Here is a 20,183-nt window from a genome sequence, read left to right as displayed (position 1 = left end):
CCATGAAGAAACCCTGTTCAACTGAATAAGGCGCATTCCTCCATGAGCCAGACGACCAGCCTTGCGCTTCAATCGGACAGGCCGGCCATCGAGCCGTCCTTTCCGGTCGTGATCAATCCGGCGCCCGGCGCCCCGGATGCGGTCGCGTATGTGCGCAATCACAAGGACCGGATTGAAAAGCTGGTCACGGAACACGGCGCGGTGCTGCTGCGCGGCTTCGATGTTCGCGAACCCGAGCAGTTCTTCGACATCATTTCCCAGATCTCCACCGAGATCCTGAACTACTCGGAGCGTTCCTCGCCCCGCCACGCGGTCAGCGACCGGGTCTACACGTCGACGGATCATCCGCCGGACCAGAACATCGAACTGCATGCCGAACAGTCCTACACTCTGAACTGGCCATGCTTCATCTGCTTCTTCTGCCACACGAAGCCTGGCACCGGCGGCAACACGCCGATCGCCGACAACAGGCGCATCCTGAGCCGACTTCCGAAGTCGCTGGTCGAACGGTTCGAGGCCCATGGCATCCTGTACCAGCGCACCTACACGCCCGGCCTCGGCGTGAGCTGGCAGACCGCCTTCCAGACCGAGGAACCCGCCCAAGTCGAGGCCTTCTGCAAGGAGCGCGACATCGACTTTCATTGGGACGCGGAAGGCCGGCTGAAGACGAGGCAGTACCGCTCGGCCTTCCAGCACCACCCGGTCACCGGAGAAAAGCTCTGGTTCAACCACGCCCTGTTCTTCCACGTCACCAGCCTCGAACCGCATATCACCGAAGCCCTGATCGAGGCGGTCGGCTATGAAAACGTCCCGACCAACACCTTCTTCGGCAATGGCGAGCCGTTTTCGCCGGAAGACCTCGCCGCGATGCGGCAGGCGGTCGCCGCCGAAAAGCGCAGCTTCGATTGGGTGAAGGGCGACGTCCTGATCCTCGACAACATGATCTGCCAGCATGGGCGCGATCCCTTCTCGGGCCAGCGGCGCATCTACACTTTGATGGCACGACCCTATCAGTCCATCCGGTCGCCGCTGACCCTCCGCCGCTGACGGCATCCCGCCCGATTACCGCTCAATGGAGACGATTCCCATGTCGGAGACGATTCCCATGTCCGCGAAGTTCACGGCGCCCGAATTGAACCCACGCACAGTTGCCGCCGATCGCCCCGTTCCGTCGGCTTTCGTCGACGAGACCGAAAAGTTCATCGCCGTCGTCGAGGACGGCACGCGGTCGCGGCCGCTGTCCGATTACATCCGCAGGCACAAGCCCGAACTGGACGAGATGATCGCCACGCATGGCGGCGTCCTGTTCCGCGGCTTCGCGGTGGAAACCCCCGCGCAGTTCCGCGATGTCCTCACCGGCTTCGGTCGCGAGCCGCTGCCCTACCTGGAGCGTGCCGCGGCACGGACGGAGGTGGTGAGCGGCGTCTTCACCTCGACCGAATTCTCGTCCTCGAACTGGATCGAGCTGCACCACGAGATGTCGTTCGCGCAGCGGATTCCCGAAAGAATCTTCTTCTACGCCGATACGCTTGCCGAGACCGGTGGGGAGACGCCCGTCGCCGACGAATATCTGGCGACCGCGCGCATCTCTCCGGCGATCCTGAAGGCCTTTTCGGAGCGCGACGTCCTCTACACGCGGAACTTCCGCAGCGAGATCGACATGGACTGGCGCTCCGCCTTCCAGACCGACGACCGCGCCGACGTCGAAGCGTATTGCCGCGCCAACGACATTTCCTTCGAGTGGCTCGGAGATGATCACCTGAGGACGCGGCAGCGGCAGAAGGCTTTCGCGCTGGAGCCGGGCACGGACAGGAAGCTGTTCTGCAACCACGCCCACATCTTCCACAGGGCCGCGCTGAACCCGGCGCTGCTCGCCGCACTGGTGGACGCATACGGCGAAGACCTGCCGCGCAACGTCCAGTTCGGCGACGGCTCCCCCATCCCCGACGAGATGATCCTGGAGATCCGCGGCATCTACGAAGACTGCCTGCGCACGTTCCCCTGGGGACACCGGGACGTGATGATCCTCAACAACGTCCGCTGCCTGCATGGCCGCGCGCCCTTCACGGGGCGCCGGACGACGCTGGTCTCTATGACCAACCTGATCTCCAGGAGAGTGTGATGGATACGCTTGAACAGACCGAGCCGGCCTCCGCCGCGATCAAGAACGAGCCGGGGAGCCCCAAGCGGCCGGTCCATCCGGTGATCCGTCCCGATGCGACGTCGATCATGGACCTGTTCGCGCAAACGGTGGCCGAAATGCCCGAGGCGGAGGCCTTCGTCGCCGCGGACCGTTCCTACAGCTTCGCCGAACTGGCGGATGCCGCCGCCCGCCTCGCTGCGGAACTGGGCCGGCGCTTCCAGCCGAAGGACCGGATCCTGATCTTCGCGGACCGGTCGTTCGACGCGGCCGCGGCGATGTTCGGCGTTCTTCGCGCGGGCATGACCTGCGTGCCGATCCTGAAGGATTTTCCCGATGACCGCATCCGGCACATCCGGACGGTCGCCAAGGCGGCCGGGGCGGTTTGCGAGCCGTCCGAGCTGGCCCGCGCCGAGGCCGTCCTGGACGTTCCGGTCCTGCCGGTGCTGGGCCATCCGCCGTCGTCGGACAAGCCGCATCCGGGTTCGGGCGAGGATGAGGCCTATATCCTCTTCACCTCCGGCTCGACCGGGGAGCCCAAGGGCGTGGTCGTCGCCCAGCATTCGGTCGTCAATCTCCTCAGGGCGCTGAAGGAGCGCATCTTCACGCCGGCCGAAGGGCGGTTGCGGCTGTCCGTCAACGCGCCGCTGGCGTTCGACGCGTCGATGAAGCAGTTCTTCCAGGTCGCGCTCGGGCGCACCCTGGTTCCCGTCCCGGCCGATGTCCGCGCCGATCCGGAAGCCCTGATCGACTTCGTGGCGGATCGCCGGCTGTGGGCGCTGGACGTCACGCCGACGATCCTGAAGGCCATGATCGCGGCGGGATTCGGCAGCCGGCCCGAGATGTTGCCCAAGGCCATCCTGGTCGGCGGCGAGGCCATGGACCAGGCCCTTTGGGACGAGGTCCGGCAGTGGACGTCCTGCGACGTCTGGAACGTCTATGGACCGACCGAAGCCACCGTGAACACGCTGGTGGCGCGGGTGAAGGACTTCACGCGCCCCACGCTGGGCTATCCGCTGACCGGCGTTTCGGTGGCGTGCGTCGACCCCGACGGCTTCGAGCTGCCGGCCGGCGCCGACGGGGAACTCCAGATCGGCGGCGCGGGCGTGGCAATCGGCTACATCGGGGCATCCGCGGACGAAAACGCGAAGTTCTCGACCGCCGCGAACGGCGCCAGATGCTACGACAGCGGCGATTTCGTCCGCCGTCTGCCGGATGGCAGCTTCGAGTTCCTCGGACGCCGCGACGATCAGGTGAAGGTCGCCGGGCAAAGGCTGGAGCTGGGGGAGATCGAGGCCTGCATCAAGCGCCTGCCCGGCGTCCGGAACGCCGCCGTCCTGATCGACAAGAGCGTCGAGGGAGACCCGCGGATCGTGGCGGGCGTGGTGGCGGACCGGCTTCCGTCCTTCACCGAGGCCAAGGACGAGCTGGTGGTCGAGGTCCCGACAGGGCATCGGATTTCCAGCATCAACGTCAACGAGACCACTTATCAGTTCAAGGAGATCTTCGAGGATCGCATCTACGTCGACGAGGACATCGTTTATCCGGAGGACGCCGTCGTCGTGGACGTCGGCGCGAACATCGGCCTGTTCAGCCTGTTCGTGTCCACATACATCCCGAAAGCCAAGGTCTATGCGTTCGAGCCTCTGACGCCCATCCGCCGGCGGCTGGAACTGAACATGGGTCGCTATGCCGCCAACGTGTCGATCTTTCCGTACGGACTGTCCGACACCGAGCGGGAAGAGACCTTCACCTACTATCCCGGCTATTCGATGATGTCGAGCCAGCAGGCCTATGCGGATGCATCGGGCGAGCGGAACGTCATCAAGAGCTACCTGACGAAAGCCGCCGAGAGCGGCGACCAGTCGGCGGCGCTTCTGGTCGACAACCTCGACGAGGTTCTGGAGGGGCGATTCGACGCGGAATACCACCCGTGCCGCCTGCGCCGTCTCTCGGACGTGATCGACGAGGCGGGCATCGTGCGCATCGACGTCCTGAAGATCGACGTGCAACGCGCGGAACTGGACGTCCTGCGCGGCATCGAGCCGCGCCATTTCGGGATGATCAACGCCATCTCGATGGAACTGCACGACGACCCGGGCGGGATGACCGGCGGGCGGCGGGCGGAAATCACCGCGCTGCTGGAACAGGCCGGCTTCGTCGTCAAGGCGCAGCAGGATCCGTTCCTCGTTGGAACGGACCGATGGAACCTGATCGCGTTCCGCGAGGACGCGCGCGACGGAACCCAGGTCCGCACGGTGCGCTTCCCGAAAGGAACGACCGTTCCGCGCCGTGATATCACCGAGGCGACCATCCTTTCGGCGCTGCGCACCACGCTGCCTGCTTACATGCTTCCGCGGACGATGAAGATCCTGCCGGACCTTCCCAGAACGCCGCAAGGAAAGCTGGACAAGCGGCGCCTGCTTCAACTGATCGATGCTCAAGACACGGGCGACACCATGACTTCCACACTTGTCGAAACGGAAACCGAGACCACCGCTCCGCGCGCCGAGCCGAAGGTGGACACCGCCGCGCAGGCGGAAACGCTGCTGACGCTCTGGCGGGAGGTGCTGCGCAAGCCGGACCTGACCGTCAATGACGACTTCTTCAACAACGGCGGCGATTCCATTCGCGCCATCCTGATGCAGTCCAAGGCGCGCGCGGCGGGCATTACGATCAGCCTGAAGGATCTGCACGCCAACCCCACCGTCGCGGGCCTGCTGCCGCACCAGGCTCCCGCTCCGGTGGTACCCGCTCCGCGCGCCGAACCGAAGGCGGACACCGCCGCGCAGGCGGAACAGCTCCTGGCGATCTGGCGGGAGGTGCTGCGCAAGCCGGACCTGACTGTCAATGACGACTTCTTCAACAACGGCGGGGACTCGATCCGCGCCATTCTGATGCAGTCCAAGGCGCGCGCGGCGGGCATTTCGATCAGCCTGAAGGATCTGCATGCCAAGCCGACGGTCGCCGGCCTGCTGCCGCACCAGGCTCCCGCTCCGGCTGCCCCCGCCCCGGTGTACTCCGTTCCGCGCGCCGAGCCGAAGGCGGACACCGCCGCGCAGGCGGAACAGCTCCTGGCGATCTGGCGGGAGGTGCTGCGCAAGCCGGACCTGACTGTCAATGACGACTTCTTCAACAACGGCGGGGACTCGATCCGCGCCATTCTGATGCAGTCCAAGGCGCGTGCGGCGGGCATCGCCATCAGCCTGAAGGATCTGCATGCCAAGCCGACGGTCGCCGGCTTGCTGCCGCACCAGGCTCCCGCCGCTCCGCGCGCCGAGCCGAAGGTGGACACCGCCGCGCAGGCGGAAACGCTGCTGACGCTCTGGCGGGAGGTGCTGCGCAAGCCGGACCTGACCGTCAATGACGACTTCTTCAACAACGGCGGCGATTCCATTCGCGCCATCCTGATGCAGTCCAAGGCGCGCGCGGCGGGCATTTCGATCAGCCTGAAGGATCTGCACGCCAACCCCACCGTCGCCGGCCTGTTGCCGCACGGGACCGATGCCCCGGCAAAGGTTGCGGGCGATGCGGGCGGGACCGCCCCGATCCCGGCGAGCCGGCAAGACGTCCGCCGCTGGCCCGCAACCAGCATGCAACGCCTGAAGCTGCTCGCCTCGATGACGCGGGACGACGCCCAGGTCTTCCACAACGCGACCATCACGCCGGTTCTGCTTCCCTTCGACGCGGATAAGTTTCGGCGGGCCCTGCACGCCATCCGCGCGGCTCACCCCGTGCTCACCGCCCGGGTGGAGTTCGAGGACGACGGCGTTTCCTTCGTGTTCGAGCCGCGCTCGGTCAACGGCGACCATGGCTATGAGAACCTGACCGCACTTTCGCACGCCGAGCAGGAAGCGCTGATCACCGACCGCGTGTTCAGCGAGCGCGCGAGCCGGTTCGACCTCCTGAAGGGCGGTCTCGTGCGCTTCGGGGTCATCGAGCGGTCGCCGCAGGTCTTCGAGATCCTGGTGGCCGAGCACCATGCCGCGCTCGACGGGTACAGCCTGAACGCGATCATCCGCGAACTCGTGGAGCGCTATTGCGGCATCGCCGTCGAAACCACCGACGATCTGACGGTCTTCGCGGCGGTGACCGACAACGAGAGCGAGGCCGACGGCAGCCACGAGACGCGTGCCTTCTGGGAGACGCGCTTTGCCGAGGTCGCCGCGCCGAAGCCCTTCGCGCGCCCGCGTCGGCGTTCGCAGCCGGCCCGGATGAAGCAGGTCAATGTCCTGGGTTCCGACGAGTTCTTCCCAGTCCTCCACGCCTGCTCGCGGCGGGCCGGGCTTTCGACCAAGGGCATCCTGTTCGCCCTGCACGTCGAAGCCCTGCGCGAGGCGTTCGGGGACAAGCCGTCCCAGATCGGCGTGGTGTATTCGCTTCGCCCGGAGGTCGAGGGCTCCCTGGACGCGATCGGCAATTTCCTGAACGTGCTGCCGGTTCCCACGGCGCGGGGGAACGACCTGCTGACGGAAGCGCGGAGCTTCGACCAGTTCGACCGGGCCGTGTTCCCGCACAAGGCCGTTTCGCACGACCGCCTGTCGGGGTGGCTCGGTGCCCGCGCCGAGATCAACACCGTCTTCAACTTCATCCAGTTCGCCGAGCCGGACCGGAAGAAGGGTGACAAGCACGAGACGGAACGTCGCTTCTTCGCCGTCGATGCGATGATGCCCCTGTCGGTCGATTGGGACCTCTCGGCCGACCGTCTCAACCTCGGCTTCCAATATGACGCGGAACGCATGGACGAGAGCCTCGCGCAGAAGCTCAAGGCCAGCTTCGAGCGGGCCGTCGCGCGGTTCATGCAGGCCGAGACGGGGCAGCAGGGCCGGTTCTCCGACGATGGGACCCGCGAAACGGTTCTCGGCATTATCGCCAAGGGCCTGCCCTACGCGCCCACGGACGGCGAACTTCTGGCGGACCTCGGTTTGCATTCGCTCCAGATGGTGCGGGTCGCGCGCCAGATCATGGACGCGTTCGCGACGACCTTCACCCTGGCGGACTTCCTCAAGCTGGAGACCGTCGGGGACGTGGTCGCGTTCTGCCGGGGCTTCGACAAGGCCGTCCAGGCGGTCTTCGTCGAACTGACGCCTCCGCAACCCCGCGGCGTGAAGGCGCGGCTGATCGGCTTCCCGCAGGTCGGCGTCGCCCCGTCGGTTCTGGACCCGTGGTGCGATCGGGTGCCGGATGGCGTCAGCATCCACGCGTACCGGTATCCGGATTTCAACGCCTCCGATTTTTCGGGCGTCTCCTTCGACCGCTTCGTCGGCGCGATGGTCAAGTCCCTTGCGCCGCTGGCGGGGGCGCCGATGGTCTTCGTGGGCAGCTGCTTCGGCTCCATCCTGGCCTACGAGGTGGCTCGGCGGATGACGGTACAGCCGGTCGGGCTGGTTGTGATCGGCTCCGGCGCGCCGACCATCGGCGCTCCGCCCCCCAACTATCACCTGTTGTCCGACGGCGAGCTGAAGAACGAGTTGATCCGCATGAAGAGCATGCCGGAACAGTTCCTGAGCGACGACGACCTGCTCGCCCAGGTGTTCGTCAAGCTGCGCGGCATGTCGAAGCTGGCGGCCAGCTACCGGCCGGACCCCAAGCCCCTGCGCCGGTGCGAACTGACCTCGATCTGGCCGCGCTACGACGTCTCCTGCGGGCGGCAGGACATGATCGCCTGGAGCAACCTGACTGACGGACGCTTCACCTTCGCGGAGATCGAAGGGGAGCACGCCGTGATCATGGAGAACCCGCTCGCCGTATATGAGCTTTCCGGCCTGCACGGCTTGCTGCGGGACCTGGTGTCCGCTAAGGCGGTGGCATAGCCGGACCGACCGCATCCCGGCCGCCGTGAGACGAACTGTCACATGGCGTCCGGGTGTGTCGGCGGATGATTTTTACAACCTTTGCTAACTATCGGCATCGGCCGGGATTCTCATTCCGTCGCCGCAACCACACATGTCGGAGGACAAGTCATGCCTGTGATCGTTTTTGAATCCGGAGCGCTGACGAAGGAGGTCAAGGCCGAGCTGATCCAGCAGCTGACGGATATTTCCGTGAAGATCACCGGGATTCCGAAGGAGCTTTTCCTGGTGTCGATCCACGAACTGCCGGACGAGGACATCGCGGTTGGGGGCGTCACCGTCAAGGAACTGAAGCAGCGTCTGGCCGAGCAGCGCGCGCGGAACGAGGGCGCCGGGACGGTCTCGGAAGGCTGATCCGGCGGCCCCAACCGGAAGAGGCTTGTCGAAGCTGAAGGGCCGGAGCACGCATCGCCCATCGGAATGGATGCCCTCCGGCCCCGCGCTCCCCGACAGCCCGATGATGCTGCGATTTCAAGACCCCAAGACGATCGGCGTCCGAATGAAGATCCTAGTGCTCAGCCAATTCTCCGATATCATCGAGAACGAGGTACCGAAGCGCGACCTGGAGATCGTCTACCATCGCGACGTTCGGACCTTCGACATTTATAAGTTCTATGCCGAATACCCGTTCGATCTGCTCATTTGCTTCGGGTATCTCCGCGTCCTGCCGGTCGCCGACCCGCATTTCGGCAAGGTTCGCTTCGTCAATCTGCACACCAGCCTGCTCCCCTACGGGCGCGGCTTGAATCCGAACTTCTCCAGCTGGCTGAACGGCGAGCCCCATGGGGTGACCATTCACGAGATGGACGGCAGTTACGACACCGGCCGGATCATCTGTCAGAAGAGCCTGAGCTTCGACATCAAGCGCGAGACCCTAAGGTCCACCTACTACAAGAAGATTCTGTCGGCCATCGAGCTTCTGGCTGAAAAATGGGATGACATCATCGCCGGCAACTATGTGACGACGGCCCAACCGGACGGCCCCGGCTCGCTGATGACGCTGCAGAAGCTGCGCTCCTACGCCCACGTCCTGGACGCCTACAACGACCAGCCGTTGATCGACTTCCTGACGGCGGTCGAGGACGGGCGGATCGTGCCGGAAAAGGCCTAGGCCGGAATCCTCGGCATGATCCGGCTTTGTGAGATGCGCCTCGACATCGACGCGCCCGGAGGACCACTGGCCTTCGTGACGGGAGCCTACAGCGTGCCGGACGGGGCGGTCTTCGCCCATGGCGACATCGCATTGCCGGAGGCGCTGCGCAGGGCCGTGCCGAAACGCCAGATCGAGTTCCTGGCCGGACGGACCTGCGCCGCACGGGCTCTGGGGCTGCTCGGCCTCGCACCCGCTCCGCTGCCGGTCGGCAAGCGGGGAGCGCCGCTTTGGCCCGGGGACGTGGTGGGCAGCATCTCTCATTCGCGGGGCATGGTCGTGTGCATGGCCGGACTGCGCCCCGGTTACCTGGGCTTGGGCATCGACATCGAGCATGTGGTCTCCAGCGACGACGCAACGGCGTTGGCCCCGGACATCGGGACGGAGCGCGAATTCGCTCTGCTGGCGCCGTTCCACGAACGCCGCATGGCGTTCACCGTTCTCTTCTCCGCCAAGGAGGCCGTCTACAAGGCGATCCACAGCCGCGTGCGGCGCGTCGTCGAATTCAACGAGGTCACCTGCACCGAGGCATCCGCAACGGCGCTGAGCTTCAGGCTGCGGCCGGAACTGGCCGAGGAGGCCGGCTTGTTCGGAGAGGTCGGCGTCCTGGTGAAGACGTCGGAAGACCATTGCGTGACGCAGTGCCGGCTGTGACGATGCGGCCCGGCAACCCGCCCTCACACGGCGACGGAGCGCTCCTCCCCCTCGTCCGCTCTGCTGTCGAGCAGATTGCGAAGGGTGGTCAGCGCGCGGGACAGGTCGGCGCGCGACGGTCCGCCGAGGCACAGGCGCAGGCCGGAGTCGCCGACGTCCGGGTCCGGCATCACCGCGGTGGGCGGCGTCAGAATGACGCCCGCCGTCGCCGCGCGGCGGGCCGTCCGCTCGGCGGCGAGGAGAGGCATGGGCAGCCAGGCGTGGAAGCCGGCGTGGTCGCACGGCACGCGCAGTTCGGGCAGAGTCTCGCGGGCCAACGCCATGCGCCACGCCGCCTCCATGCGGATGGACGTGCCGATGGAGACCGCGGTGCCATCGACGACCCAGCGCTCCAGAATGGCGCAGGAAATCGGCGATGCCATGGAGCAGGTGGCCTGGAGCCCGGCGCGGGCCGCGTTGAGGTATGCCGGCGGCACGGCCAGCAGGCCGAGACGCAGTCCGGGGCTCAGCGTCTTGGAAAGGCCGTTCACATAGAATGTCCGCTCCGGCATGAGGTCGGCGAGTGTCGGGAGGTCGCGCGGTGCGAACAGCGAATAGATATCGTCTTCGACGACGAGCACGTCGTGCGCCCGGCAGACCCGCAAGATGTCGGCGCGCCGGGCGGCTGCCATGCTGGCGCCCGTCGGGTTGTGCAAGGACGGCGTCACGTAGACGGCGCGCCGGCCGGCGGCGCCGGCCGTGGCAGCCAGGGCCGCGTCGAGCGCATCGGCTCGCAGGCCCTCGTCATCGAGAGCGACCGGCGTCATGGCGATCCCGGCATGCCGGGCGAGCGAGATCGCGCCTGGATAGGTCACCGCCTCGGTGAACAGCCGGCCACCCGTCCCGAGTGCAACGGCGAAGGCGACGGCCAGGGCATGCTGTGCACCGTTGGTGATGAGCAGCCGGTCGGGCGGAACCTCCATCCGATGATCGGAAAGCCAGCGCGCCATGGTGCGGCGATGCGCGAGGCTGCCCATGGGCGGGTGATAGCTGCCGAAGGTCGCCGCATCCATCTCGCGGGCGAGCGCCTGAAAGGTGGCGGCGAGCAACCGGTCGGCGAGCATTTGCGGCGGCGTGTTGACGGACATGTCGACGACGTTCGCCGCCGCGCCGGTGCCGCCGGCAACAAACATGCCCCGCCCGCGCTCGCTCTTCACCAGTCCGCGGCGCTCCAGCAAGGCATAGGCGCGGGTCACGGTCACCAGCCCGATTCGCAAGCGGTAGGCAAGATCGCGATGCGACGGCAGGCGCGCTCCGGCCGGCACGACGCCTTGGGCGATGTCGTCGGCCAAGGCCGCCGCCATCCGTTCATGGACCGGGCCGGGGACATCGGCCATTCGCGCCGACCAAGGCGAGGCAAGACGCATCGTAACACCCTAATAGTGTCATATGACACAATAACGTTATGCCCAAGAGTGTCATGGTTTTAGGGTCGCCGCAATGCAGTCGTTCCTTGAGGACGCTTCGATGACGTTCGAACTCATTCTCACCTTTGCTGCATACGCTTTCGTCACTTCGATAACTCCGGGACCGAACAACACCATGCTCCTGGCCTCGGGCGTCAATTACGGGCTGCTGCGGACGGTTCCTCATATTCTCGGCGTCAGCCTGGGTTTCGGGGCCATGGTGTTCGCGGTCGGCTCCGGCCTTGGCAGCCTGTTCGTGGCTTTTCCAGCGCTGCACACCGTGCTGCGCTGGGTCGGGGCGGCATACCTGCTCTGGCTCGCCTGGAGGATCGCCGTTTCGGGTGCGACGAAAGACGAGGCCACGAACGCCAATCCGCTGACCTTCCTTGAGGCCGCAGCGTTCCAGTGGGTCAATCCGAAGTGCTGGGTGATGGCAACGGGCGCCATAGCGACCTACATGCCGCCGACCGGCGACGTGAGCGATCTTATGGTGATCACCGTCCTGTTCTGCCTGATCAACGGTCCCTGCGTGGGATCGTGGGCCGGGTTCGGGGTGGTGCTGCGGCGCTGGCTGAGCGACCCGCAGGCCAACCGGGTCTTCAACGTCGCGATGGCCGTTCTGCTCGTCCTTTCACTTCATCCGCTTCTGACCGAAGGGATGGGGTAAGCGCCCGGCCTTCCGCCCCCTCCCCCGCCGCAATTGCCGATCACCGTAAACCAAGGAAGAAAGGAAACCATCGTGACCTCCATGAATCGTCGTGCCGTCTTCATGGGCGCGGGCATTGCCACTCTGGGCCTCGTCGCCGTGTCGTCTGCCGCACACGCCCAGGCGACGGAAAAGCCACCGGCCGCCGCCGCGCCCGCGGGATCGCACCCCGTGACCGTGGTGCTGCGGCTGAGCGCCAAAGATCCCGCGGCCTTCAAGGCGCATCTCATGAAGACGGTTCCCGTGACGCGGGTCGCCTCCGGCTGCCGCTACAGCCACTCCTTTCAGGATCCGCAAAATCCGACCGAGTTCATCCTGATCCAGGGCTGGGACTCAGCGGCGCAGCAGCAGGCTTACGTTGCATGGCGCAAGCAGACCGGTGACCTGAAGCTGCTCATGGATTTCCTGGCGAAGCCACCGATCGTCGAGACCTTCGAGCTTTTCGACGCCTGAATCGTGGTCTTGTCATACCCAAATCCCAGGTAAGCGTTGAACCGCTCCGGGTTTGTTGGAGGCCCCGTTTCCAGAGAGGATGGGGTCTCCATGACCGGCCGTGTCATGCCTGTCTCCCGCAAGATCGCCTGATCACCGCAACCCGCTGGTGAATTCCGCTCTCACGCCGATTTGTGCACCAAAGTCCTGTGCCGTACGATCCGAACGTCCGGTCGTCGCCGTCGGGTGGCGGTGCGGGCCGCGCATGCGTCTCCTCCAAGAGGAAGGGGAACCGCCGCTGCGGCAGCACCGCAACGATCAAGCTGGCGCGAAAGCTGACGGAACCCCATATCGGTTCCGGATGCACAGGATGAGGACTTTGTTATGGCAAACAAAGTGGCCCGTGTTACGGCGGTTGGGCTTGTCACTGCATTCTTTGCAACAACAGCAGCCGATGGCGCATCGGCCTGCTCCCGCATCCTGTCGAATACGAATGGTCAGGCCAATGTCGTCGCTCGGACCATGGATCTTTACCGCTCGGATGCTGCGAAGATGGTCGTCTATCCGCGCGGATTGGAGAGGGTTTCGAAGACCGGTGACGGCAAGTCCTTCAACTGGGCGTCGAAACTGGGAAGCGTGGCCGTCACTTCGTTTGGAAGCGCGACGAGCGACGGAATGAACGAAAAGGGGCTCGTGGCCAACCTGCTCTATCTTGGCGACACCAGATACGAGCAGCGTGACGGTCGGCCCGGACTGTCGAATCTGCTATGGGCCCAATACGTGCTCGACAACTTCGCTTCGGTCAAGGAAGCGGTCGAAGGATTGAAGGACGTTCAGATCGTTCCTGTTGCGCACGACGGCAAGCAGTGGCCGCTTCATCTCGCAATATCGGATGCCGAAGGGGATTCAGCCATCGTCGAGTTCGTCGACGGCAGGATGGCCGTTCATAAGGGCAAAGAGTTTACCGTGATGACCAACGAGCCGCCGTTGGAGACTCAGCTCAACAACGTCCGGAATTACAAGCTTTTCGGCGGCACGAAACCGATGCCGGGCGATATCGATCCGGAAAGCCGGTTCGTCCGGGCTGCTTCGTACTTGAAAACTTTGCCGCCGGCCAGGAGCGTGCCGGAAGCCATCGCCGGCGCTCAATCCATTGCCCGCACCGTAGCAGTCCCGCCGGGCGCCAAAGATACCTCCGGCGGCGTTGCCGAGGATGCGTGGCCGACACTGTGGTTCACGCTGGCCGACTCGACCAACAAGACTTATTTCTTTCACTCCGCCAGCTCTCCCAATCTTTACTGGGTCGATCTCGCGAAGATCGATTTCGGGTCGAAGGCAAGCGAACGAGCTATCGACGCGTATGACTGGGCCCTTGCCGGGGACATCACGCAGCGCCTCACCAACACCGATTGAAGCGATTCCGCCAGGTATCGCACCAAGTCTGAGCTGACGAAGCCGAGGGTCGGCGGGCGGACGCCATGAATTCCGCACAGCGCGACCGCCGTATTCAGCGGATCGCCGAGTTGGACCGAATGGGCTGGCAGGCGGCGACCGGCTACGGAAGGTCTACCTCCCCGTCGCGCAGCGACACCGCATGGTCGAAGCGGCTGAAGATCGTCTCGTCGTGCGTGACCACCAGGACCGCGGCCTGCTGTTCAAGGGCGAGCCGGCGGAGCAGGTCCATCACCATGCCGGCCCGTCCGGAATCGAGTGCCGTCGTCGGTTCGTCGGCCAGGATGATGCGCGGGCGGTTGGCGAGCGCGCGGGCGATGGCCACCCGCTGCGCCTCCCCGCCGGACAGCCGGGACGGCAGCGACGCGCGGCGGTGCCCGACCTCCAGATAGTCGAGCAGGGCCCGTGCCCGCCGCCGCGCCTCCTGGCCGGAAACACCCGCCAGATCGAGGGCGACGGCGACATTCTCCTCGGCGGTGAGGAACGGCAGAAGATTGTGGAACTGGAAGATGAAGCCGATCTTCTCCAGGCGAAGCCGGCGCAGGTCGGATTTCAGCCAGCGGCCGTCATAGACCGTCTCACCGTCCAGATCCATGCGGCCGCGCGTCGGCTCGACGATGCAGCCGATCAGGTTCAGGAGCGTCGTCTTGCCGGAACCGCTCGGACCGAGCAGCCCGACCACCTGCCCCGGATAGACCCGCAGGTCCGTGTCCTGCAGCGCGTGCACGGCGGCCTCGCCGCTGCCGTAGGTCTTGGCAATCCCCCGAAGCTCGACGAGCGGTGCCGCCATCGCCTCAGCCTCCGAGCGCGGTCGCGGGATCGACCTTGAGCGCTAGGCGGACGCCAAGCCCGCTCGCCACCACGCAAATGACCAGCACCGCCGCGCCCAGCATCAAGGCATCGTCCGGCAGCAGCAGCAGGCGGCGCGGGAAATGGTCCTTGGCGAGCAGGATCAGCAGCGTGCCGGCGCCCCAGCCGATCGCTCCCATGGCAAGCGCCTGCTGCACGATCAGGGCGACGATGGTGCGGTCGGGTGCGCCGATCAGCTTCAGCGTGGCGATGGCCTTCACCTTGTCCATGGTCAGCGTGTAGAGGATCAGCGCGATCACCACCGCCGACACCGCCATCAGCAGCGCCGTGAACAGGCCGATCTGCCGGCGCGCTTTCTCGACCACCGACTTCAGCAGCAGCCCCTCCTGTTCGCCTTGCGTGAGCGCCGCGACGTGCTTCCAACGCGCCGCCTCCGCCGCCACGCGGGCCTCGGACACGCCGGGCAGCATACGCGCCGCCACCGCGTTCACCGTGTCGAGCCCGGCCGGCAGGCCGCCGCGCGCCAGTTCGCGGCGGGCGGCCGGCGGATCGAGTTCGAACTGCAGGCGCTGGCTGTCCCGCAATGTCAGGTGGACGACCGGATCGCCACCGGACGCGACGATGCCGTCGGTCAGCCCGACCACCTCGTAGACGTCCCGCCCCAGCCGCACGCGCTCCCCGATCTCCAGTCCGGCGCGACGGTCGGCGAGCATCTCGTAATGACTGCGGGTGATCGGCCGGCCGGCGGCGAGGCGCCCCGGCTCGCCGGGTCGGCCCGGCTCGTAGCCCACGACATACAGGCGCAACGTCCGCCCGCGGTGCGCCGTTTCCACCGACTGGAAGGTCAGAGAGCCGGCTGCGGCCACCCCGGCCAGCCGCGCCACCGCGTCACGGTGATCGCCGGGGATGCGCGAGGCCTCCGCAAAGGGCCCGCGCGTGCCGGATTCGACGATCCACAGGTCGGCCCCAGGCTGGCGTACCAGCGTCAGCGCCTCGTCCACCAGCCCGCGGTAGATGCCGATCATCGACAGCACCACACCCAGCAGCAGGCTCAGTCCCAGGCAGGTCAGCAGGAAACGGCCAAGATTGTGGCGGACATCGCGCACCGCGAGGTTCATGGCGCCGTCTCCAGCGGCTCGGCGCGCCGGCCCTCGCGCAGGCCGGACACCGGGGCGACGACCGCTCGCGCGCCGTCGGGCAGGCCGCCGGTCACTTCCAGCCGGCCGTCCAGCGTGTGGCGGCCGAAGCTCAGCGCGCGGTGGGCGAGCCGGCCGTCCTCGACGGTCCACACCATGCCGCTGCGCCCGTCGAAACGGTCGACCGCCGCCTGCGGCACCAGCACGGCACGTGGCAGGGAACCGACGGCAATGGTCGCCTCCAGCTGTTCAGCGAGGTGGACGCGGGACGGGCAGACCTCGCATTTCAGGTAGACCTTCCGCTCCTCGGTGACGCGGTCGCTCTCCAGGTCGATGCGCACCACGCGCGCCGCGAAGGTCCGGCCGGGCAGCGAGCGCAGCCGCACCGCCGCCCCCTGCCCTTCCGTCAGGCCGCCAGCCGAGGCCTCGTCGATGTGGACCAGCGCCCACACGCTGTCCGGAGCGATCAGGGTGAACAACGGTTCGCCGGGATTGACGGCGGCGCCCAGCTCCTTGTGGCGGGCGATCACCAGCGCCTCGAACGGCGCGGTCAGGGTGTAGCTGTCGAGCCGCGCGGATTCGTAACGCAGCCGTGCTTCGGCGTCGGCAACCGCGGCATCGGCCAGCGTGAGGTCGGATCGCGCCAGCGCCAGCTCCGCTTCGGCGACCCGCAGGTCGGCGGCACTGTCCTGCGCCACCTCGACCGACACGCTGCCTTTGGACAGCAGTTCCTGCCGCCGTCCGGCGGCCTGCCGGCGCTTGTCGAGCAGCGAGTTCGCCTTGAGGATGGCGGCGTCCGCCTTGGCGCGCGCCGCGCGGGCCTGTTGCAGCGCAGCCTCGGCTTCGGCGACGCGGGCGTCCTGCTGGCGGGTGTCGAGCCGGGCGAGGACGGCGCCCTTCGGCACGCGGTCCTCGTGGTCGGCGAACAGCCCGGTCACCGTGCCGGCGACCTCCAGCCCGACCGCCGAGCGCACGCGCGCCTCCACCGTACCGATGCCGTAGACCTCGATAGCGACGTCATGCTCGACCGCGGCGACGGTGACGGCGACCGGGCGGAGCCAGACCGCCCACCCTCCGGCGGCGAGGGCGCCGGCGACCAGCATCAGCACGAGTCCCAAGCGCCACCGACGCATCATCGGATTCCCCTTGGCCATTCCCCCACCGCCGGCATCGTACCCCCCGGCCCCGGCCATGTCGGTGAGACAGTCACCGACGCAGCCGGGACGAAACGCCGCACGTCGTGGACGGAAACGGTACGGCGGTGAGCCGCAAGTCCCGAAGCAGGGGCATCGCGGCCACTACGCCACGGAGACGCGCTCGAGCTTGGCGGGGATGCCCTGGCGGACCGCGGTGCCGGCGATCGGATCGACCCACACCGAGGCGCCTTGGCGCGTCGGATCGACGAGGCCGAGGTCGTTCAGGTTGATGCCCGCGGCGATCTCCGGCACATCCGGCTGCCGGCGGTCGCCGATCACATGGGCGCGGGCGCCGAATTCCTTGTGCCCGAAGCCATGCTCCACCGCGAGGACACCCGCCATGACGCCGTGGCGGACGATGGCGGTCGCCGGTTCGGTCCCGCCCGGCGTGGCGATGCGGATGCGGTCGCCGGTCTCGATGCCCAGCCGCCGGGCGTCCTCGACGTTCACGCCGACCGGGTTTTCCGGGTGCAGGTGGCGCAACCGCGTCGCCCCGATCATGTAGGCGCTGACCAGCACCGACTTGGAACTGACCAGTTGGAAGGGCCAGTCCTCCGGCGGGTGGACACGGCTCACCGGCGTGCCATCGGCGAAGACCGGCGGCATCCAGGTGGCCGTTCCGGCCCACCGCCTGCCGGTGACGCTGCTTTTCGAGGCACCGAGCGCCTCGTTGTAGACCAGCAGCCCGCCCTTGAAGCGGTGGGCTGCCTTGTCGCCCTCAAAGCCTTCGGCCTGGTTCTGGCAGCGGCCGCCGCGGGCGAGGATGAAGGCGACCTTGCGCCACTCCTCCTCCTTCAGCGTGGCCTTCAGCGCAGGCAGAACGCGCTCCACGCCGGACCAGGCGATGTCCTCGTCGGAGGCGTCGGGCACCGGCTGCTTGCCGAGCCAGGCGATGTTGGCGCCGCCCCGCAGGTACCAGTCCTCCGGCCGGTTCAGGGGGTGCCTGTTGCCCTCCATGTCCTCGATGGCGTCCGGACCGAAGCCTGGCAGGCCCAGGCGCGTGGCCGTGGCGATCAGGAAGGTTTCCATCTGGACGTGCTGCCCGTCCGCCAGCGCGGCGGTGCGGGAGCCCACCACCGGCCAGCGCGCGGTCGTCGTCTTGGTCGGCACGCCCGCCCAGGGCGAAGCCCAGCCCCAGGTCTCGTACAGCACCGTGTCGGGCACGATGTAGTCGGCGAAGGCCGAGGATTCGTTGATGAAGGGGTCGATGGCCACGATTAGCGGCAGCGCCTTCGGATCCCTCAGCTTGGCTTCGACCGCGGCGCGGATTCCGGGGATGCCGTAGACCGGGTTGCTGTTCCACAGGAACAGCGCCTTCAGCGGGTATGGATAGCCGTCCACGACGCCGCTGGTCAGATACTCGGTCGTCAACTGCGGCGCGTTGGGGTACCAGGGCGCCTTTGCCGGATAGGGCTTGCCCGCCTCCTTCTTCGCCTTGAACTCGCTCGACTTTTCATAGGGCACCGGACGGCTGATCGCGGTGCCGGACGGCTTCACGGCGCCGGGGAAGCTGGCGAGCTTGTAGCGCGGGCCGTCCTGCTCGTCCGGGAACCGGCCACCGCCGAAGATGGTGCCGCCCTTCCAGTTCAGGTTGCCGATCAGCGTGTTCAGCGTGACCACGCCGAAGGCGTTGTAGAAACCGTTGCCCGCCATCATGCCGCCATGGGCGTTCGCGGCGGCCTTCTTGCCGTGGCTGGTGAACTCGTGCGCCAGACCGGCGATGACGTCGGCTGGGATGCCGCAGATCTCGGCATAGCCGCGCAGGTCCATCCTCAAGGCTTCGTCGCGCAGCAGGGTCAGGCTGGTCTTCACGGCGAGGTCGCCGCCCGGCGCCGCCACCCTGCCGTCGTGGAACAGCACCGCCGGTCCCGCCAGGACATCGTGGGCCGCAGGCGTGCCTGCCGGGTCGAGCACCACGAAGGCGTCCTTGTCGCCGTACCGCTCCTTCTCGTCCAGCGTCACCCACCCCATGTCGGAGGCGCGCAGCATGCGGCCCTCGCGCGGGTGGCCCTTCTGCACGATGACGAGGTGAGTGGCGTTGCACCAGCCCGCCTCGCCCGCGGCCTCGGCAGCCTTGCCGTTGGGCTGGGACAGGTAGTTGGCGTCGATGCGCCCGTTCTCGAACATCCAGCGCATCAGGCCCATGACCAGCGCGCCGTCGGTGCCCGGCCGGATCGGGATCCAGTTGGAGCGTTCGGCCGCCGCGCGGTTGTCGGCGTTGGTCAGCACCGGATCGACGACGACGTAGTTCAGCACGCCGTCGGTGCGCCCCTTGGCGAGCAGCATGGCCTGCCGCTTGAACGGGTTGCCCGCGTTCGACGGCGCGGTGCCGATGAACAGCACGAACTCGGCGTTCTGCAGGTCGGGCTTGGCGTGCGGCATCTTCTTGGCGTCGCCGAAGACGGCACCGGAGCCGGAACGATAGGCGCCGCCGCAGTAGGAGCCGTGGCCGGCGAAGTTGATGGTGCCCAGCGCCTGGTTGAAGAAGCGCCGCACGAACGGCTCGCGCCCGTCGTTCACCGACGACAGCAGGGCCACTTGGTTGACCTTCGGTCCCAGTTCCGGCGCCGCCGGGTCGATGGGCGTCTTCAGGTCGCGCAGAGCCCGCAGGCCATCGACATGCCCCTCGCCGAAGAGGTCGCCGCCTTCCGCGATCTCCTCGACCAGCCTTTCGAAGGTGATCGGCTCCCACTTGCCCGAGCCGCGCGGCCCGACGCGCTTCATCGGCGTGGTGACGCGGAACGGCGAGGTCAGCATCTCGAGCGCCGCGTTGCCGCGCCCGCAGGCGGTCGAGCGGCCCCGGAGCCCCTTCTCGTCCAGCCGCGACAGCGACTTGAAGCTCTCCTTGATCGGCGTGCCATAGGGCAGGAAGGGGTCGGTGGACAGCGGGCTGTAGGGGTTGCCGGCGACGCGCAGCACCTTGTTCTTCTCCACGTCCACGCGGACGCGCACGCCGCACAGCGTGGTGCAGCCGAGGCAGGCGACGTTGGCGACGATCTGGCCGGGCGTCAGGGCGATGTCCCCGCTCTTCGGATCGACGCGGAACTCGGGCTTGGGCGCATTGCCGGAGATGGGGTGGTCGGGCCGTTCCCCGGCCCAGGCGCCCTTCACAAGCTTGCGGCCGGTTTCGGAGAATCCGCCGACGAAGGCGGCGAGCGCACCGCCCGGGGCGGTGGTCTTCAGGAGGAGGCGACGGGTGATGGACATGAT

The 20,183-nt window shown here is 67.0% G+C and carries 14 protein-coding genes; 9 read left to right on the top strand and 5 right to left on the bottom strand.

Annotation, left to right across the window (positions count from 1 at the left end; translation table 11 throughout):
* The first annotated feature begins 42 nt into the window (after positions 1-42).
* The 6 genes from ACWPKK_RS18150 (at position 43) to ACWPKK_RS18125 (ending at position 9,796) form a co-directional block, all read left to right on the top strand.
* A complete protein-coding gene (locus ACWPKK_RS18150; RefSeq protein WP_324871214.1) occupies positions 43-1,047 on the top strand; it encodes a TauD/TfdA family dioxygenase in 1,005 nt (334 codons plus the stop codon).
* A 58-nt stretch (positions 1,048-1,105) separates the two neighbouring features.
* Positions 1,106-2,122 (top strand): TauD/TfdA family dioxygenase, encoded by a 1,017-nt coding sequence (locus ACWPKK_RS18145; RefSeq protein ID WP_452006935.1) that lies wholly within the window; start codon positions 1,106-1,108, stop codon positions 2,120-2,122.
* Positions 2,122-7,953: an FkbM family methyltransferase gene (locus tag ACWPKK_RS18140; protein ID WP_452006933.1), complete on the top strand. Its 5,832-nt coding sequence runs from the start codon at positions 2,122-2,124 to the stop codon at positions 7,951-7,953. The genes ACWPKK_RS18145 and ACWPKK_RS18140 overlap by 1 nt, the downstream gene beginning before the upstream one ends.
* A gap of 150 nt (positions 7,954-8,103) precedes the next feature.
* On the top strand, positions 8,104-8,346 hold the full coding sequence (gene dmpI, locus ACWPKK_RS18135) for a 4-oxalocrotonate tautomerase DmpI (protein WP_149224374.1): 243 nt from the start codon (positions 8,104-8,106) through the stop codon (positions 8,344-8,346).
* 25 nt (positions 8,347-8,371) lie between these two features.
* Entirely contained in the window at positions 8,372-9,103 is a 732-nt protein-coding gene (locus ACWPKK_RS18130) for a formyltransferase family protein (protein WP_452006930.1), read from the top strand.
* Between the two features lie 15 nt (positions 9,104-9,118).
* The gene (locus ACWPKK_RS18125; RefSeq protein WP_452006928.1) at positions 9,119-9,796 is read left to right on the top strand and encodes a 4'-phosphopantetheinyl transferase family protein; all 678 of its coding nucleotides are present in this window, start codon (positions 9,119-9,121) and stop codon (positions 9,794-9,796) included.
* Between the two features lie 23 nt (positions 9,797-9,819).
* Here the strand turns inward: ACWPKK_RS18125 and ACWPKK_RS18120 are convergent, their stop codons facing one another.
* Complete coding sequence (locus ACWPKK_RS18120) at positions 9,820-11,172, bottom strand: aminotransferase-like domain-containing protein (RefSeq protein ID WP_452006926.1); 1,353 nt, start codon at positions 11,170-11,172, stop codon at positions 9,820-9,822.
* A 130-nt stretch (positions 11,173-11,302) separates the two neighbouring features.
* Here ACWPKK_RS18120 and ACWPKK_RS18115 point away from each other — a divergent pair, with 130 nt between their 5' ends.
* The 3 genes from ACWPKK_RS18115 (at position 11,303) to ACWPKK_RS18105 (ending at position 13,792) form a co-directional block, all read left to right on the top strand.
* Positions 11,303-11,908: a LysE family translocator gene (locus ACWPKK_RS18115; protein WP_452006924.1), complete on the top strand. Its 606-nt coding sequence runs from the start codon at positions 11,303-11,305 to the stop codon at positions 11,906-11,908.
* 81 nt (positions 11,909-11,989) lie between these two features.
* The gene (locus tag ACWPKK_RS18110) at positions 11,990-12,400 is read left to right on the top strand and encodes a putative quinol monooxygenase (RefSeq protein WP_452008174.1); all 411 of its coding nucleotides are present in this window, start codon (positions 11,990-11,992) and stop codon (positions 12,398-12,400) included.
* A 363-nt stretch (positions 12,401-12,763) separates the two neighbouring features.
* A complete protein-coding gene (locus ACWPKK_RS18105) occupies positions 12,764-13,792 on the top strand; it encodes a linear amide C-N hydrolase (RefSeq protein WP_452006922.1) in 1,029 nt (342 codons plus the stop codon).
* Between the two features lie 142 nt (positions 13,793-13,934).
* Here the strand turns inward: ACWPKK_RS18105 and ACWPKK_RS18100 are convergent, their stop codons facing one another.
* The 4 genes from ACWPKK_RS18100 to ACWPKK_RS18085 form a co-directional block, all read right to left on the bottom strand.
* A complete protein-coding gene (locus tag ACWPKK_RS18100) occupies positions 13,935-14,621 on the bottom strand; it encodes an ABC transporter ATP-binding protein (protein WP_452006920.1) in 687 nt (228 codons plus the stop codon).
* Between the two features lie 4 nt (positions 14,622-14,625).
* Positions 14,626-15,759 carry an ABC transporter permease gene (locus tag ACWPKK_RS18095; protein WP_452006918.1) on the bottom strand — a complete coding sequence of 378 codons (1,134 nt, stop codon included), beginning with the start codon at positions 15,757-15,759 and terminating at the stop codon, positions 14,626-14,628.
* The gene (locus ACWPKK_RS18090; RefSeq protein WP_452006916.1) at positions 15,756-16,913 is read right to left on the bottom strand and encodes an efflux RND transporter periplasmic adaptor subunit; all 1,158 of its coding nucleotides are present in this window, start codon (positions 16,911-16,913) and stop codon (positions 15,756-15,758) included. The genes ACWPKK_RS18095 and ACWPKK_RS18090 overlap by 4 nt, the downstream gene beginning before the upstream one ends.
* A 162-nt stretch (positions 16,914-17,075) precedes the next feature.
* Complete coding sequence (locus tag ACWPKK_RS18085) at positions 17,076-20,180, bottom strand: molybdopterin-dependent oxidoreductase (protein ID WP_452006914.1); 3,105 nt, start codon at positions 20,178-20,180, stop codon at positions 17,076-17,078.
* Between the last annotated feature and the right edge of the window lie 3 nt (positions 20,181-20,183).

The organism is Azospirillum largimobile (assembly GCF_977007025.2).
The sequence above is the reverse complement of the archived record's forward strand: the minus strand, read 5'-3'. Positions and strand labels throughout refer to the sequence as shown.